Genomic DNA, 26,720 nt, shown 5'->3' with positions numbered 1-26,720 from the left:
ACGGCATAACCGCCGGACGCAGGTGAGAACGCTGGCGTCCATGCTCGGGGCGCTGGCGCTGCTGATCACGGTGGCGGGTCCGGTCGCCTCGGAACCCGTCACCGCGGTGCGGCCCGGTGAGGTGTCCTCCGGCGAGTCGGCCGCAACCGAGGCGGCGACCCTCGCACCATCGTCTCGGGGTGAGATCGACCCGCCACGGGTGCGTATCCGGAGAAACCCACCGGCGGGAGTCGTGTCGTTGGGAGACTCGTACTCGTCCGGGCTCGGTGTGGGCGAGTACGACGACGACTGCGACCGCACGCCCCAGGCGTGGGGAATGCTCATCTTCTCCGACGAGATCGCGCCATCGGACCGGCAGCTGCTGGCGTGCTCTGGCGCCACGATTTCTGATGTCTACGATCAGCTCGACGATCTCGAAGGCGGCGATGGTCCGGGCGAGCGGCTGATCACGTTGACCGTTGGCGGAAACGACATCGGGTTCGCCGGTGAATTGGCGCGCTGTTTCGTTCCGCTGGTGGGATGCGCCAGCCGTGAGGACGTCCTCGCGGATCGCATCGATGCCCTGGTCGAGCCCTTGAGGCAGCTGTATCTGGACGTGCAGGATGCGGCGCCGGCCGACACCCTCATCGTGGGTGGCTATCCGCTGCTGGTGCCCGATCCCGATGTCCGCAGCCGTTGCCGCGCGCTGACTCCGCTGCTGAGCACCGAAGAACGCCAAATGATCAGGCGTCTCGGCGGTGCGCTGAACGAGGCGATTGAGGAGGCGGCGACGGCGGCCGGCGTCCAATCGGCCGGCTCGCAGCTCGAGGAGACGTTCGACGGCCACGAGGCATGTGCTAACGAGCCGGGCGACTGGCTCCATGGTTTGAAGCTGAGCTGGCCGGCATCGGCCGACGAAGCAGCTGCGCTGGAGGCGGAGCTGTCGGCCGATCTGGAAGAAGATCGCGAAGCTGAGCTGCGTTGGAGTGTGGTCGGTACGTTCGTGCGGGATTCCTTCCACCCGACGGTCGAAGGGCAGTTCGGTTATGCCGAGGCGTTCACCCGGGTGTGGTCGCAGCCACACTGACGGGTCCGGATGATGCGTGGCAGCCGAACTGGTGTGTCGGTGTGTCACACCAGTTCGGCTGCCGCGCACAACCAGTGGTCGGTATCGCGGGATTCCAGCCGAACGGCCAGGGCACGAGCCCGGGTTCCGGTCTGGATGACAGCGCTGGCTTCGACGACGTCGGCACGGACCATGCAGAGCCGGACGGTGCGTACCGTGGGCGCCGCGCCCGGTCCGACGGTCCGCCGCCTGACCGCGCGCTGTACGAGGTCGCCATAGACGTCGGCGGTCGTCCATCGTGCGAGTTGCTGAACGGGGCGTTGACCATACAGGGTCTCTACGACCGCTTGCGCGATCATGGCGCACCAGCGCCGCGGCTCGGGTAGCCCGGGGGCGACGTCGTCGTCGGCGAGGCGGTTGTCCTGCCCGGGACGTCCTCCGGGCCGGGGTATCGACGGTATGCCACCGGAGGTGGTGATGGACAAGGCGAGCTCGTGCTGGATAGTGATGTCAGATGACTGGCGCCGGGCTCGCAGTTCGTCCGGCGAAGGTGGTGGGTACCCGGACTCGTCGTCATATGGCGGTTCCGTGACCGGGGCACACGTGCGTCGCCAGCGCGTGGTGGCTGTGGAAGGTCCCGACATGGTGAGTTGGCTCCTTGTCAGATATGTCCGGGCGGCACGAGCCGCTGACCGGGGTGGATCAGGTCCGGATCGGCGCCGATGACGGCTCGGTTGGCGGCGTGCCAGCGGGGCCACTCGCGGGCGACATCCGAGGGGGTCGCCTCGGGGCCGATGTGTTCGTCGACGATGTCCCAGAGCGTGTCGCCGGGCCTGACCGGGACGGGTTCTGGCGTATCGCGGGGCTTGTCCGGCCGGTCCTGCTCGGCCGCAGGTGGCGGGGAAACGGCTGGGCGTCCGACGTCCGGCAACGGTGATGGTGGCGAGGAGCCGCCCGTGCAGGCCGTCATGGCCGGCGGTGCGGCTACGAGTACCGGTGTCGCGTGGGCGGTGCTGATGGCACCGGATGCTGCGACGGTGGCGAGTCCGAGCGAGGCGTGCAGCAGGCGCCGCGTGGCCGCGGGTGTGATCGATCGTTGCGCGCGTGCCGCGACGTGTCCCAGCCAGCCCGGGACCGCGGCGAGCACCGCCATTGTCACGCAGACGGTGACCCAGCCGCTCAGTGCCCACGCTCCGAGTGCTGCAGCCGTGCCGACGAGCTCGTCGAAGGTGGCCGAGCCAGAGTGCGTGGCCGCGAGGGATCGTCCGGCGAGCCATGAGAGCAGCCCGAAGGCCGAGCCCGCGCTGGCCAGTACGGCCGCTGATCGCGGCACCGCAGAGGCGGTCCGTGTGGTGGCGCGACGTGCCGGTGGGCACGGCATGTGAGATACGTGCTGGAGGTTCATAGGTACCACTCGAAGATGTCATTACCATTCGTTTACTTCTGTTTGTATGTGTATACCTGGCAATTACATCTGTCAAGTGCGAGATGACTGCCAAGGCCGCGACACACTGCCGGACGGTGTCGGGTGTCGCGGCCGGCAATGTGCCCGGTGCGGAACGTTCGGGAAATGCCCTCACGGCGAGTCACGGGTGAGGTAGGTTCGAGCGATGCGCTGGGAGCGCCTGTTCGCCGATGCCGTGGCCCAACTGGATGCCGCTACCCGTCTGGAGCTGGAGGACGAGATCGCGGTGCGCACTCGGGCCGAACGCAAGAACATCCGCCTGGAGGACCGCTTGCGCGTGGTCGACGGTCAAGCGATCGACGTGCACGTGCTCGGTCCGGAACGGGTCCGGGGCGTGCTGCGTGAGATCGGTCCGGACTGGTTCTTGCTGGCCGAGCAGGGCGGTGCCGAGATACTCGTGCCGACGGCATCGGTACTGGTCATCGGCGGTCTTCGAGAAGGTGCGGCGGCACCTCGGTCGGAGGGGTCGATGGTGGCGATGCTGACCTTCCGGCACGCTCTCACTGTGATCTGCTCGGATCGTTCGCACACCATCGTCAGCGTGGCCGACGGGTCGAGACTGGAGGGCACGGTCGATCGAGTGGGAGCGGACGCATTCGATCTTACGCCGCGTGTTCGCGGCGAGGGCGGGAGGCCGAGTGCGCCATCCGTGGTCGTGCCGTTCGCCGCGGTCGGCATGATGCTTCGGCGCTGACGTCCCGTCGCCGCTCCGTGCAGTCCGACCTATATTCGCCCGCTTGCAGCGATTGTCCGTGATTCGCCGGTATTTCCGCGGTGCTGTCCCTGGCTTCCTATGTTCGCGAGCATTAGCTATTCTTTGCGGATGCTGTTGAGTTCCCTGCCGGGCACCGGCCCGGAAGTATCGGGCGAGCCCGAATCGCCGCGAGGTGTGCGGGCGCGCCGGGTCCGGTGGCGCCATCCCCAACTGATCATCGGTGCGCTCCTCGTCCTGGTGTCTGTGGTCGCCGGTGTGCGCGTGGTCGCCGCCGCGAACGACACCGTGCCCGTGCTGGCAGCAGCACGTGATCTCGGGCCGGGCGAGCCGTTGACGCCGGATCTGGTGCAGGCTGTCGACGTCGCGTTCGATGCCGGGATCGACCGTTACTACACGGGCGAGCTCGGCGACGGGTACGTGACGGTGCACGATCTCGAAGCGGGTGAGCTGCTGTCGCGATCAGCCGTGATGCCCGTCGACGAGATGGAATCGACGCCAGAGGCGCTGCGCTATCTCACCTTGGCCGTTCCCGGAGGGCAGGTACCGGCGGGCCTCACCGCGGGTGACTCTGTCGACGTGTGGGCGATCTCGGTCGAGGATGAAACGGCCGAGAAGCTCGTCTCGGCGGTGACGGTTGTCGAAGCCGACACGGGGGCGGGGCTGGGTATGGGTAGTCAGCACGCCACCGTCGATGTGGCTGTTCGCGCATCGGATGGCGACGAGCTCGACGAGCTGGTGAGCCGGCTCGTCGCGGCGAGCCGGAGCGGCAACGTTTCGTTGTCGCAGCTTCCGTGAGGAGGGGCCATGTCTGGATTCGCAGCGGGTGGCCGCACACACGACGTTCAGGTACTGACCGCGGTGAGTGCCGCCGGGTGGGACGCGCAGCTGGTGAAGACCCTGGAGATCGCTCCAGGCCGGATCGCCGTGGTACGCCGCTGCGTCGACGTCGCCGAGTTGCTGGCGACCGTCGGTGCCGGCATCGGGCAGGCGGTCCTCTTGGGTGAAGACATGCGCCACCTCGACCGCGAGACGGTGAGCAGCCTTCGCCGATCCCGGGTAGGCGTGATCGGGGTGCGCCCGCCCGGCGATACCGGCGTCGACGCGCGATTGTCCCGTCTTGGCGTGCGGCATGTCGTGCCCGTCGACATCGGGCCGAAGGAGCTGGCCGAGACCATCCTGCAGGCGGTCGCGGAGGCCGGCGCGACGACGTCGCCGCAGCAGGGTGACGGGAGGGCGAAGGGGACGGACACCGATGCCACTGTGCGCCCCGATGGTGTGGCGCGGGAGGCTGAAGCAGACGCGGACGCCCTCGCCTTCGTGGAGAGCAGCGGGCAGCGTGGCCGCCTGATCGCCGTGTGGGGGCCATGCGGTTCGCCGGGACGCACGACGCTGGCGGTCAATATCGCGATGGAATCGGCACTGTTGGGCCTGCCGACGATGCTCGCCGACGCGGACACCTATGGCGCGTCGATCGCGCAAGTGCTGGGCCTGCTCGACGAGGCTCCGGGCCTTGCCGGCGCGGCGCGGCTGGCCAACGATGGCGCACTCGACGCGATCTCGCTTGCCCGCCATGCCCGCTGGGTCGCGCCTGCACTGCATGTCTTGACCGGAATCCCGCGCGCCGTCCGGTGGCCGGAACTGCGACCCGCGGCGCTCGAGACGGTCTACGACGAGATGCGCTCGGTCGCGGCGACCACCGTGGTGGATTGCGGGTTCTGCGTGGAAGAGGACGAGGCGCTGCGTTTCGACACCGCCGCGCCGCAGCGTAACGGCGCGACACTGGCCACGTTGCAGGCCGCCGACGTCGTCGTGGTGGTCGGTGCCGGCGATCCGGTCGGCCTTGCCCGGTTGGTCAGGGGACTGTCGGACCTCGGCGAAGCCGTCCCGGAAGCCGTCCTCACCGTCGTCGTCAATCGGGTGCGGGGTTCCGTTGCCGGCCCGGATCCCACGAGCCAGATCGGCGACGCCTTGCAGCGCTATGCCGGGATCCGCAATCCCGTGTACGTGCCCGACGATCCCGACGCGTTGGACGCGGCGCTCGCGGGAGGATTGAGCCTGGCCGAAGCTGCTCCCGCGTCCGGAGCCCGGCAGAGCATACAAGCACTGAGCCGAACGCTGCTTGGGTTCGAAGCCCTGGCGCCCAGACGTGGCCTGTTCCGCTTACGTCGGTGAAGGGCACGGTCCGCCCGGTGCCGCCTGTCCCGGGCATCTACAGCGTTTCTGCCGCACAATAGCTACATGACGGATGCGCGCAGGCACAGTAACCCGCCTCGCCGAGGTCTGGTGCTCGGCGGGGGTGGGCCGCTCGGTGCAGCGTGGACCGTGGGGGCGTTGACGGCCATCGAGGAGAGCACCGGAACGGACCTGCGAGATGTCGATCACGTCGTCGGAACGTCGGCCGGAGCGGTGACGGCAGCGCTGCTCGGTGCCGGAGTGAGCGTCCATGATCTTCGCGAGCATCAACGTGGCAACGAGGTCGACGGGCCACTGTCCAGATACCAGTGGGACTACGATTCCGCGACCGGAGGGGCTCGCCCACCGATGCCACGACTGGGTATGGGCTCGCCGCGCATGGTGGCACGTAACGTGACGCGGCTGCGCAAGATGCCGCCGACGGCAGTGTTCTCGGCGTTACTGCCACAAGGGCGCGGCACGTTGCGCAGCGTGAGCGAATTGATCGACACGGTGTACCCGAGCCGGCAGTGGCCGGCCCATCCGAACGTGTGGGTCGTGGCCATGGATTACGAATCGGGCCGCCGGGTCGCTTTCGGGCGTGCGGATGCGCCGGAAACCGACCTGCCGACTGCCGTCATGGCCTCGTGTGCCGTACCGGGATGGTTCGCTCCGGTGCCGATCGGTGGACGTCGCTACGTCGACGGGGGCGCGTGTTCGGCGACGTCCGTAGATCTGCTCGCAGGTCTGGGACTCGACGAGGTGTTCGTTGTCGCTCCGGCCGTGTCGTTCGAGAGCGACCGCCCCCGTGCGGTGCTGCCCCGCCTCGAGCGGACGTGGCGCAAGCGGGTGACCCGCAGGTGCATGCACGAAGTGGGCAAGCTGCACGCGGATGGCGCGCGAGTCACCGTGCTCGCGCCGGGTCCTGCCGATCTCGTGGCGATGGGAGGGAACATGATGGACACCATCCGAAGGCGGCGGGTGCTGGAGACGTCGTTACAGACCTCGGCGGAGGCACTGGGCGCGCGACGGGACGCGGCCTGAAGCAGTGCGCTGAACAGGGCGAGTGCAATTATGCGTCGATCGGTGCGCGTGTGTGCTGGTCAGTGCAAGCGAAACCACGCCTGGAAAGGTCGGGCACGGGGGTTCGCGCAGTCCACGATGGGGTGGATACTTGACATGAGAGGCGTTGCCGATGCGATGAACGGAGCTTGAACCATGCCTGCGAAGTCCGTACCCAGCAGTGGTTTCGACGCCGTGACGAACGTACCTCCGGCCGTCAACGAGCCCGTCTTGTCGTACGCGTCGGGTTCTCCGGAACGTGAGACGCTGCAGAGTGCATTGGCTGAGCTCTCGGCGGTGCGTCACGATCTTCCGTGCGCCATCGGTGGAGATCGCAAGCTCGGTGGTGGCGAAGAGATGCAGGTCGTGCAACCGCATGCGCGCCACAGCGTCCTGGGCACGATGGGAAACGCTACCGCCGATGACGCTCGCGCGGCGATCACCGCGGCGAAGGAGGCCGCGCCGGCCTGGCGAGCGTTGTCTTACGATGACCGCGCCGCGGTGTTCCTCAAGGCGGCCGACCTCGCCTCGGGTCCGTTCCGCCAGCAGCTCAATGCCGCGACCATGCTCGGCCAGTCGAAGACGATCATCCAATCCGAGATCGATGCCGTCTGTGAGCTGGTCGACTTCTGGCGCTTCAACGTCGCATTCGGCCGGCAGATCCTCGAAGAACAGCCCGTCGCGCACAGCCGCGGTGTCTGGAACCGGGTCGATCACCGCCCACTCGAAGGATTCGTCTACGCCATCACGCCGTTCAATTTCACCGCTATCGCGGGCAACCTTCCAACGGCACCCGCGCTGATGGGCAACACGGTGATCTGGAAACCGAGTCCGAGCCAGCAGCTGGCGGCGGAGATCACCATGCAGGTGCTCGAGGCGGCAGGCCTGCCACCCGGCGTGATCAACATGCTGACCGGCGACGGGCAGGCCGTCTCCGAGGTGGCGCTGGCCGATCCCGATCTTGCCGGGATTCATTTCACCGGGTCCACGCGGACGTTCCAGACGCTGTGGCGCTCGGTTGGCGAGAACATCGCCAGTTACCGTAACTATCCGCGGATCGTCGGGGAGACTGGCGGCAAGGACTTCGTCGTGGCGCACCCGAGCGCGGACGAGGACGTGTTGCGCACGGCACTGATCCGGGGCGCCTACGAATATCAAGGGCAGAAATGCTCCGCCGCGTCGCGGGCCTACGTTCCGCGTAGCGTGTGGGACCGGATGCGCGACGACTTCCTCTCGCTCACCGAATCGCTGCCGATGGGGTCGGTCACCGACCTGTCGAACTTCCTTGGCGCCGTGATCGACGATCGCGCCTTCGCCAAGCACACCGCGGCTCTCGACCGGGCACATTCGGACCCGTCGGTCCAGGTGGTTGCCGGTGGCCAGCTGGATGATTCGGAAGGCTGGTTCGTCCGCCCCACCGTGCTGGAGAGCTCAGATCCGGAGAATGAGATCTTCACCACCGAGTACTTCGGTCCGATTCTCGGGGTCTATGTGTACGATGACTCCGACTACCACCGGGTGTTGGCACAGATGGAGAGTGTTGCACCATACGCGTTGACCGGATCCATCGTCGCGCAAGATCGATCGGCGATCGCGGAGGCAACGGATGCGCTACGGTTCGCTGCCGGCAATTTCTATGTCAACGACAAGCCCACCGGATCGATCGTCGGACAACAGCCATTTGGAGGAGCCCGGGCCAGCGGAACGAATGATAAAGCTGGTTCCGTGCAGAATCTCCTGCGATGGACCAGCACACGTGCTATCAAGGAGACGTTCGTCCCACCACGAAGGCATGAATACGCCCACATGGGTTGAGATGCCCATGACTCGATCGATGAACACGAGGTGTCACAGTGATGGATGATCGGTTGCCAACCCGGCCGTATGTCGCGCGGGCCGTGCGGCTCCTTTCCCAGCCCCGGCGCAGTCCGGCCGATAGCGCACTGGTCACCGCGGTCGCTCTGCGGCTCGCCGCGCTCGACAGCGACAGCGAGACCGCAGAAAAACTGGTGGCCGCAGCCGACCGCGTCATCGGCGGCGTGGCCGGGTTGGTCGGGGAGCAGGTCTCGGCATCGGACTGGGGCGATACCGCCGATGCCCTTGCTCAACTGATCGCCGGCCGTCCGCTGCAGCGGGGGCATCTGACGGCCGCACGCAACGCACTCGGCTCGGCGGACAAGGTCGTCGATCTCTCCGACCGTCTCCGGCGCACCGCCGACGAGCCAGTCGACCGGGACGATCTCGGCCGGGCGCTGGCGATGATGGTCACCGGTCCGGCCGACATCGCGCAGGCGCTCGTCGAGCGCGAGAACGGTGACACCTCGTCTTCGTCGTCAACTCATGCGACGCACTCGGCTCATTCGGCGCATGCCGCCCACTCGGGCGAGACGCCTTCTGCTCCACGTCAGGCCGGGCGGCGCAACGGCGCGCCGGAGCGGAGCGTGCCGCTGCGTGCCGTGGACGGTGGGATGCCCGGGCGCTGAGCATGCCCGGCCGCTAGCTCATACTCGTCAGGTGATACTGGGTCCGTTCCGGGCTGTCAGCGCGGTCCGGCCAGCCAGTCGCGTCCGACTTGCTCCTCGATTCGGGCTGCCTCGGTCAGACCCTGGTGCACAGCTTCTTCGATCTTGTTCCCGAACAGCGGAACGGACGCCTCGATCGTCGCGCGGATGGTGAGCACCGTGCTGGGACCGGCGGCCCGCAGGCTCATCCGGCCGTGACAGGTGACGGGCATGCCGATCATTTCGAGATGGATCTCTCCGTCCCGGGAGCCGTCGGGTGCGGCCGGTCGCCACGTGTCAGTCTGCTTGACGTCGATCGTCTCGCCGACGAAGCGTCGGGCGAAGTTCGGCACGTCGGGAGGCATCACCCGGACCAGCTTGATCGTGACCTGTCCGGTGGGCTGGCCGGCGTCGTCGAAATCATGCGTCACCGTCACGTCGTGGCGCAGCGCCTTGGCGGCGGCCGTCTTCTTGGCGATGTATTCCTCGTCGGTCAACATGCTGAAAACGGCGTACGGGTCGGCTTCGAAGCGAAGCTCGCTGTGCAGGTCCATGACTCCCCATCTTGACGTATGCCGCCTCTGGTCTCACCAACGTGGCGCCGCCCACGCTCCTGCCGGATGATCGCCCTGCAGGAGCCTCGTTGGCGCACTAGTGTGGGAAATGACCGTACACAACGAGGTGTGCGGTGCACCCGCGGGGAGTGGATGGAGCATGCGCAACCGGTTGGAGGAAGCCAAGTCCGACCTGATCAACAAGGCCGCTGCCGTGGCCGAACGGGGAGCTGCTAGCCGGGGAAGGGAGGATTCCGGCGGTGCAGCCGCCAGAGCCGGCGACGACCACCAGGCGCGGGCGGCCCTCCTTCGCCGCTACTATCGCCACGTCGCCCCGGAAGACCTCGTGGACCGCAACCCCGTGGACGTCTACGGAGCGGCAGCGTCGCACTGGCGCACCGCCGAGTACCGCCCCCAGGGTGTGGCGGTGGTCAACGTCTTCACGCCGACCGTCGACGAGCACGGCTGGTCGTGTGGCCGTACCGTAGTGGAGATCGTCACCGACGACATGCCCTTTCTCGTCGACTCGGTGACGATGGCGCTGAATCACAACGACAACATCATCCACGTGGTGATGCATCCCCAGATCGTCGTGCGCCGCGATGTCGCGGGCACGTTGCTGGAGGTGTGCGACTACGACGAGAACGACCCCAGGGTGGCGGAGACCCCCGACGCCATCGTCGAGTCGTGGATGCACGTCGAGATCGACCGGCACGACGATCCGGAGGAACAGCACCAGATCGAGCAACTGCTTCTCGCGGCGCTGCGCGATGTCCGCGATGCGGTGGAGGACTGGCAGCGGATGCGGCAGCGGTGTGAAGAGATCGCCGATTCGCTGGATGCCGAGCGCCTGCCGATCGATGCCGAAGACGTCGAGGAAGCCCGGCAGTTGTTGCGCTGGCTCGCGGACGATCACTTCACCTTCCTCGGCTATCGCGAGTACGTGCTCGACGACTCCGGCTCCCCGGGTGACGACGTCCTCCGTCCCGTGACGGGGACGGGCCTCGGCATACTCCGCGCGGATCAAGAGTTGTCGGGCTCGTTCGCCAAGCTGCCGCCGGAGGTGCGGGCGAAGGCCCGGGAGAGAGAGCTCCTGGTTCTCACCAAGGCCAACTCGAAGGCGACGGTGCATCGTTCGGCGTACCTCGACTACATCGGTGTGAAGGTCTTCGACGACGAGGGCAACGTCACTGGTGAGCGCCGCTTTCTCGGCTTGTTCACGTCGGCGGCCTACATCGAAAGCGTGCTGCGCATACCGGTCCTTCGACGGCGCGTGCAGGAGGTGATCCGGCGCAGCGGATTCGCGCCGACGAGTCATTCGGGCAAGGATCTGATCCAGGTTCTGGAGACCTACCCCCGCGACGAGCTGTTCCAGACCTCCGCCGAGGAGCTCTTCCCCATCGCATTGGCGGTCGTGAACCTCCAGGAGCGGCGCCAGCTGCGGATGTTCGTCCGGAGGGACGACTACGGTCGTTACCTGTCGTTTCTGGTCTACCTGCCGCGTGATCGTTACAACACTGACGTGCGCGAGAGAATCCAGCGCCTGCTCCTGGACGCGACCGGCGGCGGATCGATCGATTTCACCGCACGGGTGGGAGAGTCCGTGCTGGCGAGGCTGCATTTCGTGGTGCGCAAGTCGCCCGAGCAGCCGTTGCCCGATATCGACGCGGAGGAGCTGGAGCGGCAGCTGGCAGCTGCCACGCGAGCGTGGACGGACGACTTCTCCGACGCGCTGGCCGAACAAATCGGCGAGGAAAGCGCTGCCCGCCTGCTGCGCCGCTACAAGGATGGATTCCCGGAGGGCTACAAGGAAGATTTCCCAGCCCGCACGGCAGCGGCCGACGTCCGTCGGCTAGAAGAGCTCCCCGACGTCAACGGGCTCGCGCTGAACCTCTACCAGCCGGTGGGTGCGCCGGCCACCGACCGGCGGCTCAAGATCTACCGGACGGGGAGTTCGATTTCGCTCACCCAGGTGCTTCCGGTGCTGTCCCGGATGGGAGTGGAGGTGGTCGACGAGCGCCCGTATGAAATACACCGGCATGAGGCGCAGACGGCTGCCCACATTTACGACTTCGGACTCCGGTTCGACGGCGTGCACGCAGGTGACGGTGGGCTCAAGGAGCTGTTCCAGGAAGCCTTTGTCGCCGTGTGGCGCGGTGACGCGGAGAGCGACGGCTTCAATGCGCTGGTGCCGAAGGCCGGCCTGTCGTGGCGCGAGGCGTCGATACTGCGTGCCTACGCGAAGTACCTGCGGCAAGCCGGATCCACGTTCAGCCAGAACTATCTCGAAGAGTGCCTGACCGCGCACGTGGACATCGCGCGCCAGCTCGTCGAGCTGTTCAAAGTCCGTTTCGAGCCAGACCGGCACGATGACGAAGAACGTGCCCAGGCGATGGACCAGCTCACCCAGCGCATCGAAACGGCACTGGACCACGTGGCCAGCCTCGACCAGGATCGCATCCTGCGCTCGTTCCTTGGTCTCATCCAGGCAACGTTGCGCACGAGCTTTTTCCGTTCAATCCCAGCCGCAGACGGCGGTGACGACGCGGCCATCAGCTTCAAGCTCGATCCCCGGTCCATCCCCGACCTTCCAGAGCCACGCCCTCGCCACGAGATCTGGGTGTACTCGCCGCGGCTCGAAGGGGTGCATCTGCGCTACGGCGCGGTCGCCCGGGGAGGCCTGCGCTGGTCGGATCGTCGGGAGGACTTCCGCACCGAGATCCTCGGCCTCGTTAAAGCGCAGGCGGTGAAGAACTCCGTGATCGTTCCGGTGGGTGCCAAGGGAGGTTTCGTCGGCAAGCGCCTACCGGATCCATCCATCGACCGTGATGCCTGGCTGGCCGAAGGCGTGGAGTGCTACAAGACGTTCATCCGCGGGATGCTGGACATCACCGACAACCGCGCGGACGATGGCACGGTGCTGCCGCCGGAGCGGGTGGTGCGTCACGACGGCGACGATCCCTACCTGGTCGTGGCGGCGGACAAGGGGACGGCTGCGTTCTCCGACATCGCCAACGACGTCTCGAAGGAGTACGGGTTCTGGCTCGGCGACGCCTTCGCCTCGGGTGGATCCGCCGGTTACGACCACAAGGCGATGGGGATCACGGCCCGGGGAGCGTGGGAGTCGGTCAAGCGGCATTTCCGGGAGATGGGCCGCGACAGCCAGAGCGAGGATTTCACCGTCGTCGGTATCGGTGACATGTCCGGCGACGTCTTCGGCAACGGCATGCTGTTGTCCGAGCACATCAGGCTCGTGGCGGCCTTCGACCATCGGCACATCTTCCTCGATCCTGACCCCGACCCGGCGACGTCGTACGCTGAACGCCGACGGCTGTTCGAGCAGAAACGGTCGACGTGGGAGGACTACACGGACGAGCTGATCAGCGAAGGTGGCGGGATCTTCTCCCGGTCGTCGAAGAGTGTCCCGGTGACACCACAGGTGGCCGAACGGCTCGGTGTCGACGCGTCGGTGACGTCTATGACGCCCGCCGAGCTCGTCCGGGCCATCCTGTGCGCGCCTGTCGATCTGCTGTGGAACGGCGGCATCGGCACCTATGTCAAGGCCAGCACCGAGACACACGCGCAGGTGGGTGACAAGGCCAACGACGCTGTGCGGGTCGACGCCACCGATCTGCGCTGCCGGAGCGTCGTCGAAGGTGGCAACCTCGGCCTCACGCAGCGCGCCCGTATCGAGTACGCCGTGCGGGCCACGGACGACGCGGGGCGTGAGCACGCGGTCAACACCGACTGGATCGACAACTCCGGCGGCGTCGACGTCTCCGACCACGAAGTGAACATCAAGATCCTGCTCGACAGTGTCGTCCGGTCCGGAGACATGACCGAGAAGCAGCGGAACGCGCTGCTGGCCGAGATGACCGACGAAGTGTCCGAGCTGGTTCTGGCCACCAACTACCGGCAGAACGTCGCTCTGGCCAACAGCGAGCACCAAGCCTCCAACCTGGCGCACGTGCACCGGGCCTACATCAACAAGCTGGAGCACGAGGGGCTGCTCGATCGAACCATCGAGGCCCTGCCGACGGATCGGCAGATGCACGAGCGCATGAACGCCGGCCGGGGCCTGACTGCCCCCGAGCTCGCCGTGCTGCTCGCGTACACGAAGAACGTGATGTACGACGAGCTGGTACCGACATCGCTGCCCGATGATCCCTATCTCTCATCGGTGCTGCACGCCTATTTCCCCAGCCCGATCCGCGAGCGATATCCCGACCGCATTGATGTTCATCCACTACGGCGGGAGATCATCACGACCACACTGGTCAACGAGCTGGTCGATCAAGCAGGCACAACGTTCGCCTTCCGGCTGGGTATGGAGACCGGCGGCTCGATGGAAGACCTGGCCCGCGCACACACCGTCGCGAGCGTGGTCTTCAAGATGCCCGAGCTGTATGCGGCAGTCGCCGAGTTGGACAATCTGGTTCCGGCCGAGGTGCAGACGCGTATGCGGCTGGCCGGCCGGACCATCACCGAACGGGTGACCCGCTGGCTCGTGACGAACCGCCGTCCACCGATCGACATCGCGTGGCAGATCAGCTTCTTCGAGGCGCCCATCGCCCGGCTGCTCGACATCCTCCCGGATGTCCTGGCCGGGCGCGAGCTCGACCTGTACTCGCAGCGACGTGATGAACTGATCAAGGCTGGCGTGCCGCAGGACCTGGCGGTGCGGGTTGCCGTGCTGCCGCCCGCGTACTCGGGACTGGGCATGGTGGAGAACTCGCTGACGACCGGCACGGATCTGGTCGAGGTCGCGCGTACACACTTCATCCTGGGTGATCATCTCGGTCTCGGCCGGCTCCTGGAACGCATCATCGCCCTGCCCCGCAACGATCGCTGGCAGACCATGGCGCGGGCGGCGCTGCGTGACGACCTGCACGCGGTGCACGCGGCGCTGACAGCCCAGGTGTTGCAGCACACGGATGAGAACGACGAGCCAGAGCGACGGGTGCAAAGCTGGGCCGGAGACGACGAGGTGATGGTCAGCCGCACCCGCAGAACCATCGGTGAGGTGGTCGAAGGTGACGCGTTCGACCTGGCACGGCTCTCCGTTGGTGTCCGAGTGGTGCGCTCGTTGCTGCGCTCGTCACCAGCCTGAGCCGGGTAGAGAACGGCGCCTGGTCGAGCAGGGTTCGGCCAACCGCTGCCGCGCCGAACTGATGTCACCTTCCCCTTCGTGACCGACGCCACAGCCTGTCGGTCCAGACGGATAGAGTGCCGTGCATGGGAGATGAGGAGACTCGCACGCCGACCACGGCCACGCTGCGGCGAGCACTGCGCCGGGCCTCCGACGGCGCGACGCTGGACCAGACTGAGGCGGGCGTGCTGCTGCACGCCCGTGACGACGATCTTCAGGTGCTGTGCGCAGCCGCGTCGCGGGTTCGCGACGCCGGACTGCACCGTGTTGGCCGGCCTGGCGTCGTGACCTACTCGCGCAAGGTGTTCATCCCGCTGACCCGGCTGTGCCGGGACAGATGCCACTACTGCACGTTCGTCACCGTGCCGGGCCGGGTCGAGTCTCCGTTCCTCTCGCCGGACGACGTGCTCGCCATCGCTCGCGAGGGGGCAGCGCTGGGCTGCAAGGAGGCGCTCTTCACGCTCGGAGATCGCCCGGAAGATCGCTGGTCGGCCGCGCGGGATTGGCTCGAGGCGCACGGTTACGACGACACGCTGGCCTACGTCCGGGCCATGGCCATCCGCGTACTCGAAGAAACGGGTTTGCTGCCGCACCTCAATCCGGGGGTGTTGAGCTGGCAGGACTTCCAGCGGTTGAAGCCGGTGGCGCCGTCGATGGGGATGATGCTTGAGACCACGGCGCGGCGGCTGTTCGCCGAACCAGGCGGCGTGCACTATGGCTCACCGGACAAGGATCCGGACGTGCGTCTTCGTGTGCTGGAGGACGCCGGGCGCTCATCGGTTCCGTTCACCACGGGCCTCCTCATCGGTATCGGCGAGACGTATGCCGAGCGGGTCGAGTCCGTGTTCGAGCTGCGCCGTATCGCTCGAGCGTACGGCGGAATCCAGGAGGTCATCATCCAGAACTTCCGGGCCAAGCCGGATACGGCAATGCGTGGTGCGGGCGAGCCCGATATGCAGGAGCTGGCAGCGACCATCGCGCTCGCGCGGCTCGTGCTCGGTTCCCGGGTGCGCATCCAGGCGCCGCCGAACCTCGTCGGCGAGGAGTACGCCCTGATGCTTCGAGCGGGCATAGACGACTGGGGCGGGGTGTCGCCGCTGACGCCAGATCACGTGAACCCGGAGCGGCCGTGGCCACAGATCGATGAGCTCGCCGAGCGTAGCGCGGACGCAGGATTCGAGCTTCGGGAACGGCTCACGATCTATCCCGAGTACCTCTCGGCCGGGGAACCATGGCTGGATCCACGGGTGCGGCCGCACGTCTCCGCATTGGCCGAACCGGAGACCGGGCTCGCCGTCGAGGGCCGTGTGCCAGCCGGGTTGGCATGGCAGGAGCCGGACGAGGAATGGACGTCGTCGGGTCGTACCGATCTGGAGACGGCAATCGACACCGAGGGTCGCCGCTCCGAACGGCGCTCGGACTTCGACAGCGTCTACGGCGACTGGGACGAGGTGCGTGCGCGTGCCGCGTCGTCGTCGGCCCCGCAGCGGCTGGACGCCGACGTGCTGGCGGCGCTGCGTCGCGCCGCCGACGATCCCGCTGGTCTCAGCGATGCCGAGGCGTTGGCACTGATGTCGGCGGACGGTGCCGAGCTGGATGCGCTGTGCTCGCTGGCCGACGACGTGCGCCGCGACACCGTCGGCGACGATGTGACCTACGTGGTCAACCGCAACATTAACTTCACGAACGTCTGCTACACCGGTTGCCGGTTCTGTGCGTTCGCCCAGCGCCGTACCGATGCCGACGCCTACACCTTGTCCATGGACGAAGTGGGATCCCGGGCGGTGCAGGCCTGGGAACTCGGCGCGACCGAGGTGTGCATGCAGGGCGGCATCCACCCGGACCTTCCCGGCACCGCGTACTTCGACGTCGCCTCGGCGGTCAAACGCGACGTGCCGGAGATGCACGTACATGCGTTCTCGCCGATGGAGGTGGTGAACGGCGCGGCGCGGACGAACCTGTCGATCCGGGAATGGCTGATCCGTGCCCGCGAGGCCGGCTTGGACAGCGTTCCCGGCACCGCCGCCGAGATCCTTGATGACGACGTGCGCTGGGTGCTCACCAAGGGCAAGCTGCCGGCGTCGTCGTGGATCGAGGTGATCACCACCGCGCACGAGCTGGGCCTGCGCAGTAGCTCGACCATGATGTACGGGCACGTCGACGCACCACACCATTGGGTCGCGCACTTGCGGCTGCTCGCGCGGCTGCAGGACGAGACGGGTGGGTTCACGGAGTTCGTGGCATTGCCGTTCGTCCACCACAATTCGCCCATCTACCTCGCCGGAGTCGCCCGGCCGGGGCCGACCGTGCAGGAGAACCGGGCAGTGCACGCCATGGCGCGCCTGCTGCTGCACGGACGGATCGACAACATCCAGTGTTCGTGGGTGAAGCTCGGCATCGAGGGCTGTCGGCAGGTGCTGCAGGGCGGCGTGAACGATCTCGGTGGCACCCTGATGGAGGAGACCATCTCGCGTATGGCGGGAAGCGAGCACGGATCCCGGAAGACGATCAGCCAGCTCGAGGAGATCGTGGAGCCACTGGGCCGGCACGCTCGGCAGCGGAGCACCACCTACGGCGAGGTCAGCGAGGAACGACGGCGTGCGGCTCGAACAGCAGAGCGTTTGCAGCTCCCGCTCGTCGCCGGCTGATGCTTCGTTGATCGAGTGCGAGAAAGGGAGACGATAAGGGTGTCTTCTCGCACTCGATCACGAAGGACGGCGTCACTCCGGAGAGGCGGGCGGAAAGCCCAGGTGTGCCAGGGCTTGCCGGAGTAAGATGCCGTGGCCGCCTAGCATCTCCTTCTGGACCGTGTCGGCTGCGGCGTCGGAGGGTGCAAGCCAGATGATGTCCAGTGCGTCCTGCCGCGGAGCGCAATCACCGGTGACGGGAACGATGAACGCAAGCGCGACGGCATGCTGGCGAGGGTCGTGATACGGCGTGATACCCGGCGTCGGGAAGAACTCGGCAACGGTGAACGGTAGCGGCGACGCCGGAATCTGTGGCAGTGCGAGTGCGCCAAGATCCTTCTCGATGTGACGGAGCAGGGCGTCGCGGATCCGCTCGTGGTGCAGGACCCGCCCGCCCACCAGTTCGCGGTGGATTTCGCCGTCGGGTGTCGACCGCAAGAGCAAGCCGACCGAGGTGGCCACGCCAGCGCCGTCGACGTGGATGGGAACGGCGTTGACGTACAGGATCGGTACCCATCGTCGGGCAGCGGCGAGGTCGTCGGGGTCGAGCCAGTTCTCGTGCGTGTCCACCGCGGTCTGGTTCATGGGCACCGTTCTACCGGTGTGACTACGGGAAAACGTGACGCCACGCGGCGTGACGCGTCCCGACGCGGGGCGTTCGAGTCATGACGTATGTCACAGGGCAGCTCGCAGATATCAGCGCGCTTCAGATCATTGACTCGGGAGGATTCCTTGAGTGCGCAACTCGACTGCTTCGTGCTGGTCTGCCACGCCGAGGTTGCGTTCGTGCCGGACAGCGAAGCCAAGCTCACGGTGGATAGCGTCCGTGTGCGGACGTATGCGGCCGACCTTGTCGGTATGCCTCCATATGCTTTTCCTCAATACCTCATCGCATGCATATGGAGGCAGTATGGTGAAGTTCCCTCATGAGGGCCTGCACAGGATCTTTCAGGATGACTCCATGTTGTTCCTGAGAGCGTTCCAGAAGTTGCTTGATATCGAGTTTCCGGAACCGCGAGCCATCTCGGTGATCAATAGCGATCTCACGGAGATGGAGCCGATGGAGCGTCGTGCGGATACGATCCTTCTCGTCGAGGCGGATGGTGGCGAACACCTCTTGATCATCGAGTCGCAAAGCACGGGCGACGATGACAAGCGTCGCTCGTGGCCGTACTACATCGCGTTTCTGCACGACAAGTACAGGGCGCCGGTAACGCTTCTCGTCGTGTGCTCCAGGGCGGTAACTGCTGCCTGGGCGCGCGAGCCAATCCCGATCGGCCTGACCGCTCGGCCGTCGCTTGTTGCTTATCCCCTGGTCTTGGGGCCGGACAATGTGCCGGTCATTCTCGAGGTGGATGAAGCTGCGGACGACGTCGTCCTCGCGGTGTTCTCGGCGCTGGCCCACAAGGGGGCGGCGCAAGCAGGAAGGATCCTCGAGGCGCTAGCTGAGGCGCTGAACACTATCGATCCCCAGTCAGCCGCCTACCTGGCCGAATTCACCGAGATAGGATTGGCGGGAGCGGCCGCATTCGACATGTGGAGGATGTTGATGACGACCATGACCTACCCCTATCAGTCGCAGTTGCGCTCCCAAGGCCGCGAGGAAGGCCGCGAGGAGGGCCGTGCCGCAGGCCGTGCGGAAGGTGAGGCGCGGGCCGTGTTGCGCGTGCTCGAGCGGCGGGGTGTAGATGTGTCGGAGCATGAGCGGCAGCGGGTGATGTCCTGTACCGATCAGGCGACCCTGGAGTTGTGGCTGGACCGTGCGCTGGTCGCCGATTCGGTCGACGATCTCTTCGTCTAGCTCGCGTCACTCGAACGGTACGCGAGCACTCGCCCGGGCAGTAACCGAGACTGCGGCCCTGCCACCGATGATCTCATCGGGTCCTATCAGCGACGCCGAGGCGGTGAGCTCGACGGTGACCCGGTGGCCCGGGGGGTCGACGCCCACGTGGACGACGGCGAAATCGTCGAACCGATCGCCCACGTCGTTGATCTCGATGTAGTTCGCGACCGCTCGGCGAGCTGCCGCCTCGGAGAGGGGGAGCATCGATCCGGTGGTGCCCCCGTACAGGGATTCGTGCGCCGCGCTCTGCGCAGCCGCCGTCACCGCGCCGTCGGCCCAGGAGGTCAGGGATCGCCGCTGTAGGAACAGGTGTGAGGCGTTGGCAACCACCGCGACGGTGAGCGCGAGAACGACGACGAAGCCGAGGATCATGAGAGTGATCTGACCCGACTCCTGTCCCGCCACGGCAGTTCGCTGAGGTGGCCGGTCGTCAGGGCTCATGGCAGTTCCCGGTAGCGGTCGACCACGGCGACATGGCTTGCTTCGACTGGGACGTGTGCGTTCACCGAGCCTGCGAGGACGTCCGGCACGAACGGCAGCGCGACCTCGGCGTTCATCGTGACTCTGATTTCGCTGCCTGGTTGATGGCACGGTGTGGACGAGCAGGAGAAGCTCAGTGTCACTTCGTTGATGTCCAGGCCGTGGTCGCGTAACGCGACTGTAGCTGCGTGCCGGGCCGCTGCCTCGTCCCCGGTGGACACGAACATCCGCCCGGCTTCGCGCACCCCTTGGGTGACGCCGAATGACGAGCGCTGCACGTCGAGGGTGGCCAGCATGATGTAGACGATCGGCACGAGCAGCAGGAGGCCGAGAAGGTGAAACTCGACGATGGCGTTGCCGTGCTCGCGCCGGTGCCGTGCCGGGGTCATGGCGCTGGCTCCGCCATCGCATGACCGGTGACCGTCATCCCCTGTTCGATGCCGAGCATGCCGACGAGTGGAAGCGTGGTCGTGACGGTGACCTCGACCGTTGCTGCGCCACCGACGTCGACGATGCGCGCGCCGACGTCCGTGCTCAGTTGCGAAGACAGCGACTCTGCGAGAAGCATCTGGGTGCGGGCTTGCCCGTCTGCCAGGCTCCGGTTGGCGTTGGCGGCGTAGCGAGCTCCCTCGGCGGCGCTGGCCACGACCGTGTTGCGAACGTGGATGGCAAAGCCCAATTGGAGAATGCCGAGAAAGAGCATGGTCAGCAACGCGGAAACGAGCGTGAACTCGACGACCGCCGCGCCCCGATCGTGCCGGAGGGCGCCGTCGCTCGTCGGTCTTGTTGCCCCGGATCGCCCGCTTTCGTTGCCATGCCGGCCTGTGGTTCGAACGGCCGCCATGGAGCGGCGGATCACGGCCGGACCAGGTCCAGGGCGGCCACGAAGATCTCACGCAGATGCTGCTCGGCCAGCGGTAGCAAGATCGCAATGAGCCCGGCTGTCATCAGGGTGACGAGGACCCAGCCAGGAACGTCTCCTCGTTCCTCGCGCCAGCGCGGGCTGCGCCGGATGCGGCCCGGTCCCTCGGCTCGATCCTGCCGCCGGGACGGCGTGAGCCGAGCTGGCTGGTAGTGAGGGCGAGACGGTCGCGACATGATGGATCTCTCCTTCTCGATAACTGATTTCAGGGCACGACGGTGCTGATCTGCACCACACCCGGATAGAGGGCGAACAGGATGGTGACTGGCATGACGATGAAGACGATGGGAATCATCATCGATATTTCCTTGCGCCCGCCGATCGCCATCAGAGTGCGTTTGCGCTGTTCACGCACGTCGGATGCTTGAGCACGGAGAACATCGGCGAGAGGCGTTCCCCGTTCGACGGCCACGGCAATGCCGTCGACGAACCGGGCGAGTGAGGTCAGGTTGGTGCGCTGGGCGATCCGGTCGAGCGCCTCGACTAGTCCGCTACCTGCGCGGGCATCCGAGAGCGCCCGGCGAAGCTCGCCGGCGAGCTCACCCCGGCTGGCCCAGACCACCCTTTCCAACGCCTTCACGGGGCCGTCTCCTGCCGCGACGGAGAGTGCGAGAAGGTCGGCGACGGTGGGAAACTCCGCCATGATGCGCCGTTCGCGCTCGCGTACGGCCGCCGACAGCCGGTGATCATAGGCGATCACCCCTGCGATGGCAGCTGCGAGGCTGAAGGCGAGGAGCAGGATCGGTGACCCGGTGTAGCCGCTGGCGAGCAAGAGCAGGCTGACAGCGATACCGCCCGCAGCTGTCGTGGCTGCCCATAGCAGTTGCTGGATGCGGAACTCGTGCAGGGTCTGTTCCCGGCCGGCCTGTTCGAGCCGTCGCCGGACCGATGCACCACCGCCGAGGAGCCGTTCCAGCCACGAGGCAGCGCGCACCACGTACGGCCGCACGATCCGTTCCAATGTGGGAAACGGCGTGAAGACCGGTTCGGCCAACGCGCGCTCGACGTGCTCGTCGGCGCGGTCACCGACATACGGCGCCAGCCGCTCGTGCAGGCTCGGCCGATTCCGGAACGGCAGGCGTGACCAGATCAGGAGCATTCCTGTGCCCACGCCGGCGCCGATCAAGGCCCCGGTCGTGACCGCACTCATCGCAGTACTCGCTCTTCTTGCGGAAGCCGCCCGATGTGCATCATGAGCCGGTACGCCACCAGGCAAAGGCCCGCGCCGCCGGCGAGTACGAGCCAGCCGGAGGGTGCGTTGAACGCCTGTACCGATGCTGACCGCAGCGACAGCAATGCGAGGAGGATCCAGGGAGCTGCGACGGCGAGCCGGGCAGCGTTGACCACCCAGGACTGACGTGTCTCCAGCTCGGAGCGGGTGCGTGCGTCTTCCCGCAAGAAGGACGAGAGCGTGCGCAGCAGCCTGCCGAGGTCGGAGCCGCCGACGTCGCGGGCGATTCGCAGGGACTCGACGACTCGATCTCCGGTCGGGTCTGCCAGCCGACGCTTGAGCATGTCGAGGCTGTGGCCGAACCGTCCAGTTGCTCGGTAGTCCTCACCGAAGCGCTCGAACGGACGGCGCAGCGGTTCCGGGCCGCGGCTTCCTAGCTGGGTGAGCGCTTCTGGCAGCGCGAGCCCGGCCCGTATCGCGGAGGCGAGATTGTCCACGGCGTCGGGCCACAGATCACGTAGCTCGCGTTGCCGCGCGCGGGCGCGCATGCGAACCAGCGCCATTGGCGCGTACGCGCCGAACAGCGTGAAGGCGAGTGCGATTGGCCAGGTACGCGAGACGGCCAGGAAGACCATGCCGATGATCGCACCCAGGCCGGCGCTCGAGAGGATCAGTTGCCGTGGTGTCACGGCCTCCAGTCCTGCCTGCGCGATGAGTTCTTCGAGCCGGCGGTGAAGCTCCAGGCGGCGCCACGAAGGTGCGTAGCGTTCGGCCGGGGCGTGGAAAGACCGCCAGATCAGGAGAATTCCGGTACCGAAGGTGAGACCGAGTAGCGCCCCCATCAGCGGGTACCCGGATGGCTGCCGAGGACGTCGCGCAGGTCGATTCCGGCGGCCTCGAAACGCTCCACATGGGGAGGGAATCCATCGGCCCGCGTCAGCATGCCAGAACGGCGGCGGAAGATCTGTTCGAGTTCGATGATCTCGCCTTCGATCCGGCCCGGCACGGCCACGATCTCGCGCACGCGACGCTGTCCGTCATGCTCGCAATTGACTTGCACGACGATGTCCACGCTGCTGGCGACGGTCTCGGTGATAGCCCGGCTGTTCAGGTTTTCTTGGGCCAGCAGGGAGAGGTTGCACAGCTTTTGCACGGCGCTGCGGGCGTCGTTGGCGTGTAGCGTGCACATGCCCGGGTTGCCCGAGCTGAGCGCTATGAGGAGGTCGAAGCACTCCTCCTGCCGGACTTCGCCGACGATGAGGCGATCGGGCCGCTTGCGCAACGCTTCCTTGATCAGGCGGCGGAGCGTGATCTCGCCGGTTCCTTCCAGGCTGGCTTGCCGAGTCTGCATGTGCACGATGTCCGGTACGCGTGGCTGGATCTCGAACACTTCCTCGCAACTGACGATTCGTTCCCGCGGAGGAACGGCGGCGACGAGGCAGTTCAGCAGGGTCGTCTTGCCGGCCTTGACACCCCCGGACACCAGCAGGTTGAGTCCGGCGGCGACGCAAGCCTGGAGGAAGCGAGCCGCATGATCGGAGAGCGTTCCGAGCGCCACCAGGTCATCCAGACGGGCGGCCTGCATGAGGTGCTTGCGGATATTGACCGCCCAATGCCGTCGCGTGATGTCCGGAATCGCCACGTGCAGCCGGCTTCCATCGGGAAGCATGGCGTCGACGAAAGGGCTTGACGTGTCGAGCCGCCGGCCGGAGCTCTTGAGCATCCGTTCCACGAGGTTCTGGACCTCGCCCTCGGTGAGGATGGTGGTGGTCAGCTCGCTACGGCCCTGGCGGGCGACGAACACCTTTCCAGGTTCGTTGATCCAGATTTCTTCGATCTCGGGATCGTCGAAGTAACGCTGGAGAGGGCCGTAACCGGCGATGGCGTCGACGACCGTGCGCGTGACGGCCTCGGGGTCCTCGAGGGGCGGTAGCGGACGGGAGAGGCTGCGTTCGGTATAGGCAGCTACCGCGTCGTCGACGTACTTCTGCACGATGTCGCGCCGTACGACGGGATCGATGCCTTCCTTGCGCACGACGTCGCGGACGTCGGATTCGATGATATCGACAACACTCATGACTATTGGTTCTCACTCGAGTCGCGGTTGGTGAGAGCTTGATGATGCCCGGAAAACCGCCACGGATCAAGGCCGGAACGAGTTATCCACAGGCCGGGTTTCGCCGGATTGCGCGACTGCCCTGCCGGGTCTGGCTCGCCACCGGTCCGAGGCCGGGTTGGGCAGGAGCGCCGGGGGACCACGTACGCTTGGGTAACGTGGCTGAACGAGACATCGACGCGGAGATCGCCGAGCTTTCCGAGACCCTGTCGGGTATCGAGAAGGTGATCGAGCCGGACAAGCTGCGCGAGCAGATCGCCGAGCTCGAAGATCAAGCGTCCGCACCGGACCTGTGGGACGACGTCGAGCGCGCGCAGCAGGTGACCAGCCGCCTGTCCTACGCGCAAGTGGAGCTTCGCAAGGTCGCGGAGCTGCGTCAGCGCGTCGACGATCTACCGGTCATGCTCGAACTGGGGCGCGACGAAGGCGACTCGGATGCCGTGGCCGAAGTGTCCCGGGAGCTCGACGCGCTCAAAGAGAGCATCGCCGATCTCGAGATCAGGACGCTGTTGTCCGGGGAGTACGACGAGCGGGAAGCCGTCGTCACCATCCGGTCGGGAGCCGGAGGCGTCGATGCGGCGGACTTCGCCGACATGTTGCTGCGCATGTACTTGCGGTGGGCCGAGCGGCACGGTTACCGGACCGAGGTGCTGGATACGTCCTATGCCGAGGAAGCGGGCCTGAAATCCGCAACGTTCGAAGTGAAGGCCCCGTTCGCATTCGGCAAGCTCTCCATCGAGGCCGGCACGCATCGGCTCGTACGTATCTCGCCGTTCGACAACCAGGGCCGGCGACAGACGTCATTCGCCGCGGTCGAGGTCGTGCCGCTGATCGAACACACCGATCACATCGAGGTCCCGGAGAACGACATCCGTGTGGACGTGTTCCGCTCGTCCGGTCCGGGCGGCCAGAGCGTCAACACGACGGACTCGGCGGTGCGCATCACGCACCTTCCTACCGGGATCGTGGTATCGATGCAGAACGAGAAGTCGCAGATCCAGAACCGTGCGGCTGCCATGCGGGTGCTGCAATCCCGGCTCTTGCTGATCCAGCGCCAGGAAGAGGAAGCGAAGAAGCGGGAGCTGGCTGGCGACGTCAAGGCGTCCTGGGGAGACCAGATGCGATCGTACGTGCTGCACCCGTACCAGATGGTCAAGGACCTGCGTACGGGTGTGGAGATCGGGAATCCGCAGGCCGTGTTCGATGGCGAGATCGACCGCCTCATCGAAGAAGGGATCCGCTGGCGTCGGCAGCAGCAAGAGAGCTCGTCGACGTCCTGAGAATCGGCAACACATACCGGTACTTCTCTTCTTGGGTCTGCGGAACGCCCAGGATGCTTATACGGCATCTGGACGTTCCGCAGACTCAAGAAGTCTCCGATTCGGTAGGGCGCGATGTGCGCGATGTGCTGAGTCGTGCTTGCTGGCCGGTAAGGTGATTTGCTTTCCAGTGCCAGTAGCTTTCGGGCGTATCGCTGAAATCACGACGATTCAGGACTGGCGTGTCGCTGCGAACTTGGGTAATATTCCGCCTGGTCGTCACAGTCGTGCGACCCAGGCCTTCGGGGGGCCTGTTGAATTCTGCAGTACATGAGAGGCCGGGGTTTTTCGCATGTCTATATCTGTGCGCCCATTGCGCCGTCACGGACGTATCGCTGTTTCTGCCGGGCTGACCAGCCTGCTCGCGGGAAGCATGCTCGTCGCCGGCGGCTTGATCACCGCCAACGCCGAGGACACGGACGAGGGGTACGAGGACTTCGACCGCAACGTGACCGATTGTCCCGACGCTGGGCTAGGCGGTGAAATCCTGCTCGGTGTCGAGGAGGAGAACGGGGACGGTGCCGAGAACGACGACCTCCGCGGGGAAATCTCCGAGGACGGCAAGTACCTCAACATCGAGGTGCTCAGCGATGACCTGAACATCACCGGAACCGTCGTCAAGGGTGGACCCAACTCCCGCGTCTATTACGGCGAACCGGTTGACGACATGCGTGCTCCCGACAATGACGGCGGAAAGATTCCCGACATCAGTCACTGGTTCGTCTGCGGTGAGAAGCCCGAGCCGTCCGAGACTCCGGAACCGACAGACACGCCCGAGCCGACCGAGACTCCCGAGCCAACGGACACGCCGGAACCCACCGAGACGCCGACGGAAACACCCGAGCCGACCGAGACTCCGGAACCGACTGAGACACCGGAGCCCACGGACACGCCCGAATCGCCGGAGCCCACGGAGACTCCGGAACCGACGGACACGCCGGAGCCGACCGAGGAGCCCACTGACGAGCCCACGGACGATGCGACCGACGAGCCGGATGACGAGGCAGACGACGAGGACGATGAGGAGCTGCCCGACACCGGTTCGGCAACCATGCTCTGGATGGTCGGCGGTACTGCGCTGCTCGCCTTTGGTGCCGGTCTGCTGATGCTGGGCCGGAGGATGTTCCAGACCACCGCCTGATCGTGGTCGGTCCCGGTCGGAACAACAGGCTGGTTTGAACTAGCACGAGAAATGATCGAGCGCCACGTGATGCCGGGTGCCTTCCGAATGAGAAGGCACCCGGCATCTTCGTGTCTGGCCGAAACCGACGCGGTCTCCATGTGCTGGCCATCCCGCGGCGTGCGGGCGTCTCGGTGCCCGCATGTTGGAGACGGCCGGCACGGTGGACGTCGATGAAGCGCGTCGCGGTGCGGGCACTTCCTGAATGTGATCATCGTTCCTATCGTGTCGCGGACCACAACGCTGCCGTTTTTAGGATGAAGACGTACACTCGGTGCGGCGCTTCGTGGTCGGCTGGTCCGCGAGGCACGAGAAACTTCCATCGATCGTCGGCGAGGC

The 26,720-nt window shown here is 66.3% G+C and carries 23 protein-coding genes; 12 read left to right on the top strand and 11 right to left on the bottom strand.

Annotated features, from left to right (window positions below; genetic code table 11):
* Nucleotides 1-22: 22 nt before the first annotated feature.
* On the top strand, nt 23-1,066 hold the full coding sequence (locus DPM12_RS01080; protein ID WP_158542650.1) for a GDSL-type esterase/lipase family protein: 1,044 nt from the start codon (nt 23-25) through the stop codon (nt 1,064-1,066).
* Nucleotides 1,067-1,110: 44 nt separating this feature from the next.
* Here the strand turns inward: DPM12_RS01080 and DPM12_RS01075 are convergent, their stop codons facing one another.
* On the bottom strand, nt 1,111-1,689 hold the full coding sequence (locus DPM12_RS01075; protein WP_112256367.1) for an Rv3235 family protein: 579 nt from the start codon (nt 1,687-1,689) through the stop codon (nt 1,111-1,113).
* 17 nt (nt 1,690-1,706) lie between these two features.
* Nucleotides 1,707-2,450 (bottom strand): LysM peptidoglycan-binding domain-containing protein, encoded by a 744-nt coding sequence (locus DPM12_RS01070; RefSeq protein ID WP_112256357.1) that lies wholly within the window; start codon nt 2,448-2,450, stop codon nt 1,707-1,709.
* Nucleotides 2,451-2,655: 205 nt separating this feature from the next.
* Here DPM12_RS01070 and DPM12_RS01065 point away from each other — a divergent pair, with 205 nt between their 5' ends.
* The 6 genes from DPM12_RS01065 (at nt 2,656) to DPM12_RS01040 (ending at nt 8,942) form a co-directional block, all read left to right on the top strand.
* The gene (locus tag DPM12_RS01065) at nt 2,656-3,204 is read left to right on the top strand and encodes a hypothetical protein (protein ID WP_112256355.1); all 549 of its coding nucleotides are present in this window, start codon (nt 2,656-2,658) and stop codon (nt 3,202-3,204) included.
* A gap of 129 nt (nt 3,205-3,333) precedes the next feature.
* A complete protein-coding gene (locus DPM12_RS01060; protein ID WP_112256353.1) occupies nt 3,334-4,020 on the top strand; it encodes an SAF domain-containing protein in 687 nt (228 codons plus the stop codon).
* 9 nt (nt 4,021-4,029) lie between these two features.
* Entirely contained in the window at nt 4,030-5,397 is a 1,368-nt protein-coding gene (locus tag DPM12_RS01055; RefSeq protein ID WP_112256351.1) for a CpaE/TadZ family protein, read from the top strand.
* 66 nt (nt 5,398-5,463) lie between these two features.
* Complete coding sequence (locus DPM12_RS01050) at nt 5,464-6,441, top strand: patatin-like phospholipase family protein (protein WP_112256350.1); 978 nt, start codon at nt 5,464-5,466, stop codon at nt 6,439-6,441.
* Between the two features lie 174 nt (nt 6,442-6,615).
* Nucleotides 6,616-8,274 (top strand): L-glutamate gamma-semialdehyde dehydrogenase, encoded by a 1,659-nt coding sequence (pruA, locus tag DPM12_RS01045; protein WP_112256348.1) that lies wholly within the window; start codon nt 6,616-6,618, stop codon nt 8,272-8,274.
* A 41-nt stretch (nt 8,275-8,315) separates the two neighbouring features.
* The gene (locus DPM12_RS01040) at nt 8,316-8,942 is read left to right on the top strand and encodes a hypothetical protein (protein ID WP_112256346.1); all 627 of its coding nucleotides are present in this window, start codon (nt 8,316-8,318) and stop codon (nt 8,940-8,942) included.
* Nucleotides 8,943-8,998: 56 nt separating this feature from the next.
* Here DPM12_RS01040 and DPM12_RS01035 read toward each other — a convergent pair whose 3' ends face one another.
* The gene (locus DPM12_RS01035; protein WP_112256344.1) at nt 8,999-9,514 is read right to left on the bottom strand and encodes a DUF2505 domain-containing protein; all 516 of its coding nucleotides are present in this window, start codon (nt 9,512-9,514) and stop codon (nt 8,999-9,001) included.
* A 160-nt stretch (nt 9,515-9,674) separates the two neighbouring features.
* Between DPM12_RS01035 and DPM12_RS01030 the strand changes: the two genes are divergently transcribed.
* Nucleotides 9,675-14,624 (top strand): NAD-glutamate dehydrogenase, encoded by a 4,950-nt coding sequence (locus DPM12_RS01030; protein WP_112256342.1) that lies wholly within the window; start codon nt 9,675-9,677, stop codon nt 14,622-14,624.
* A gap of 125 nt (nt 14,625-14,749) precedes the next feature.
* Nucleotides 14,750-17,311 (top strand): bifunctional FO biosynthesis protein CofGH, encoded by a 2,562-nt coding sequence (locus DPM12_RS01025; protein WP_112256340.1) that lies wholly within the window; start codon nt 14,750-14,752, stop codon nt 17,309-17,311.
* Nucleotides 17,312-17,383: 72 nt separating this feature from the next.
* Here the strand turns inward: DPM12_RS01025 and DPM12_RS01020 are convergent, their stop codons facing one another.
* On the bottom strand, nt 17,384-17,935 hold the full coding sequence (locus DPM12_RS01020; protein WP_112256338.1) for an NUDIX hydrolase family protein: 552 nt from the start codon (nt 17,933-17,935) through the stop codon (nt 17,384-17,386).
* 283 nt (nt 17,936-18,218) lie between these two features.
* On the opposite strand from DPM12_RS01020, the gene DPM12_RS01015 reads away from it, so the two are divergent.
* Nucleotides 18,219-19,151, top strand: coding sequence for a hypothetical protein (locus DPM12_RS01015; protein WP_211658179.1), 933 nt, complete (start codon nt 18,219-18,221; stop codon nt 19,149-19,151).
* Between the two features lie 6 nt (nt 19,152-19,157).
* Here the strand turns inward: DPM12_RS01015 and DPM12_RS01010 are convergent, their stop codons facing one another.
* The 7 genes from DPM12_RS01010 to DPM12_RS00980 are packed head-to-tail and all read right to left on the bottom strand — an operon-like array spanning nt 19,158 to nt 23,843.
* A complete protein-coding gene (locus DPM12_RS01010) occupies nt 19,158-19,634 on the bottom strand; it encodes a pilus assembly protein TadG-related protein (protein ID WP_112256335.1) in 477 nt (158 codons plus the stop codon).
* Nucleotides 19,631-20,062 carry a pilus assembly protein gene (locus DPM12_RS01005; RefSeq protein WP_112256333.1) on the bottom strand — a complete coding sequence of 144 codons (432 nt, stop codon included), beginning with the start codon at nt 20,060-20,062 and terminating at the stop codon, nt 19,631-19,633. Before DPM12_RS01005 ends, DPM12_RS01010 begins: the two co-directional genes overlap by 4 nt.
* Complete coding sequence (locus tag DPM12_RS01000; RefSeq protein WP_112256667.1) at nt 20,059-20,517, bottom strand: TadE family protein; 459 nt, start codon at nt 20,515-20,517, stop codon at nt 20,059-20,061. Before DPM12_RS01000 ends, DPM12_RS01005 begins: the two co-directional genes overlap by 4 nt.
* Before the next feature lie 11 nt (nt 20,518-20,528).
* Nucleotides 20,529-20,771, bottom strand: a complete 243-nt coding sequence (locus tag DPM12_RS00995) for a hypothetical protein (RefSeq protein WP_112256331.1) — start codon at nt 20,769-20,771, stop codon at nt 20,529-20,531.
* 29 nt (nt 20,772-20,800) lie between these two features.
* Nucleotides 20,801-21,745, bottom strand: coding sequence for a type II secretion system F family protein (locus DPM12_RS00990; RefSeq protein WP_112256330.1), 945 nt, complete (start codon nt 21,743-21,745; stop codon nt 20,801-20,803).
* Nucleotides 21,742-22,608: a type II secretion system F family protein gene (locus DPM12_RS00985; protein WP_112256328.1), complete on the bottom strand. Its 867-nt coding sequence runs from the start codon at nt 22,606-22,608 to the stop codon at nt 21,742-21,744. The genes DPM12_RS00990 and DPM12_RS00985 overlap by 4 nt, the downstream gene beginning before the upstream one ends.
* Nucleotides 22,608-23,843, bottom strand: a complete 1,236-nt coding sequence (locus tag DPM12_RS00980) for a TadA family conjugal transfer-associated ATPase (protein WP_112256326.1) — start codon at nt 23,841-23,843, stop codon at nt 22,608-22,610. The genes DPM12_RS00985 and DPM12_RS00980 overlap by 1 nt, the downstream gene beginning before the upstream one ends.
* 197 nt (nt 23,844-24,040) lie before the next feature.
* Between DPM12_RS00980 and prfB the strand changes: the two genes are divergently transcribed.
* Nucleotides 24,041-25,162 (top strand): peptide chain release factor 2, encoded by a 1,122-nt coding sequence (gene prfB, locus DPM12_RS00975; protein WP_342778726.1) that lies wholly within the window; start codon nt 24,041-24,043, stop codon nt 25,160-25,162.
* A gap of 331 nt (nt 25,163-25,493) precedes the next feature.
* Complete coding sequence (locus tag DPM12_RS23500) at nt 25,494-26,342, top strand: LPXTG cell wall anchor domain-containing protein (protein ID WP_211658178.1); 849 nt, start codon at nt 25,494-25,496, stop codon at nt 26,340-26,342.
* Nucleotides 26,343-26,720 lie beyond the last annotated feature (378 nt).

The organism is Phytoactinopolyspora halophila (assembly GCF_003287285.1).
Lineage (GTDB): Bacteria > Actinomycetota > Actinomycetes > Jiangellales > Jiangellaceae > Phytoactinopolyspora_A > Phytoactinopolyspora_A halophila.
Note: the sequence above shows the minus strand (reverse complement) of the source record. Positions and strands in the feature narration are given on the sequence as shown.

What these genes read in the sequence shown, in the direction of transcription:
- DPM12_RS01075 (WP_112256367.1), bottom strand. Translation starts at nt 1,689, where the DNA reads ATGTCGGGACCTTCCACAGCCACCACGCGCTGGCGACGCACGTGTGCC.
- DPM12_RS01070 (WP_112256357.1), bottom strand. Translation starts at nt 2,450, where the DNA reads ATGAACCTCCAGCACGTATCTCACATGCCGTGCCCACCGGCACGTCGC.
- DPM12_RS01065 (WP_112256355.1), top strand. Translation starts at nt 2,656, where the DNA reads ATGCGCTGGGAGCGCCTGTTCGCCGATGCCGTGGCCCAACTGGATGCC.
- DPM12_RS01060 (WP_112256353.1), top strand. Translation starts at nt 3,334, where the DNA reads ATGCTGTTGAGTTCCCTGCCGGGCACCGGCCCGGAAGTATCGGGCGAG.
- DPM12_RS01055 (WP_112256351.1), top strand. Translation starts at nt 4,030, where the DNA reads ATGTCTGGATTCGCAGCGGGTGGCCGCACACACGACGTTCAGGTACTG.
- DPM12_RS01050 (WP_112256350.1), top strand. Translation starts at nt 5,464, where the DNA reads ATGACGGATGCGCGCAGGCACAGTAACCCGCCTCGCCGAGGTCTGGTG.
- pruA (WP_112256348.1), top strand. Translation starts at nt 6,616, where the DNA reads ATGCCTGCGAAGTCCGTACCCAGCAGTGGTTTCGACGCCGTGACGAAC.
- DPM12_RS01040 (WP_112256346.1), top strand. Translation starts at nt 8,316, where the DNA reads ATGGATGATCGGTTGCCAACCCGGCCGTATGTCGCGCGGGCCGTGCGG.
- DPM12_RS01035 (WP_112256344.1), bottom strand. Translation starts at nt 9,514, where the DNA reads ATGGACCTGCACAGCGAGCTTCGCTTCGAAGCCGACCCGTACGCCGTT.
- DPM12_RS01030 (WP_112256342.1), top strand. Translation starts at nt 9,675, where the DNA reads ATGCGCAACCGGTTGGAGGAAGCCAAGTCCGACCTGATCAACAAGGCC.
- DPM12_RS01025 (WP_112256340.1), top strand. Translation starts at nt 14,750, where the DNA reads ATGGGAGATGAGGAGACTCGCACGCCGACCACGGCCACGCTGCGGCGA.
- DPM12_RS01020 (WP_112256338.1), bottom strand. Translation starts at nt 17,935, where the DNA reads ATGAACCAGACCGCGGTGGACACGCACGAGAACTGGCTCGACCCCGAC.
- DPM12_RS01015 (WP_211658179.1), top strand. Translation starts at nt 18,219, where the DNA reads ATGCTTTTCCTCAATACCTCATCGCATGCATATGGAGGCAGTATGGTG.
- DPM12_RS01010 (WP_112256335.1), bottom strand. Translation starts at nt 19,634, where the DNA reads ATGAGCCCTGACGACCGGCCACCTCAGCGAACTGCCGTGGCGGGACAG.
- DPM12_RS01005 (WP_112256333.1), bottom strand. Translation starts at nt 20,062, where the DNA reads ATGACCCCGGCACGGCACCGGCGCGAGCACGGCAACGCCATCGTCGAG.
- DPM12_RS01000 (WP_112256667.1), bottom strand. Translation starts at nt 20,517, where the DNA reads ATGGCGGCCGTTCGAACCACAGGCCGGCATGGCAACGAAAGCGGGCGA.
- DPM12_RS00995 (WP_112256331.1), bottom strand. Translation starts at nt 20,771, where the DNA reads ATGTCGCGACCGTCTCGCCCTCACTACCAGCCAGCTCGGCTCACGCCG.
- DPM12_RS00990 (WP_112256330.1), bottom strand. Translation starts at nt 21,745, where the DNA reads ATGAGTGCGGTCACGACCGGGGCCTTGATCGGCGCCGGCGTGGGCACA.
- DPM12_RS00985 (WP_112256328.1), bottom strand. Translation starts at nt 22,608, where the DNA reads ATGGGGGCGCTACTCGGTCTCACCTTCGGTACCGGAATTCTCCTGATC.
- DPM12_RS00980 (WP_112256326.1), bottom strand. Translation starts at nt 23,843, where the DNA reads ATGAGTGTTGTCGATATCATCGAATCCGACGTCCGCGACGTCGTGCGC.
- DPM12_RS23500 (WP_211658178.1), top strand. Translation starts at nt 25,494, where the DNA reads ATGTCTATATCTGTGCGCCCATTGCGCCGTCACGGACGTATCGCTGTT.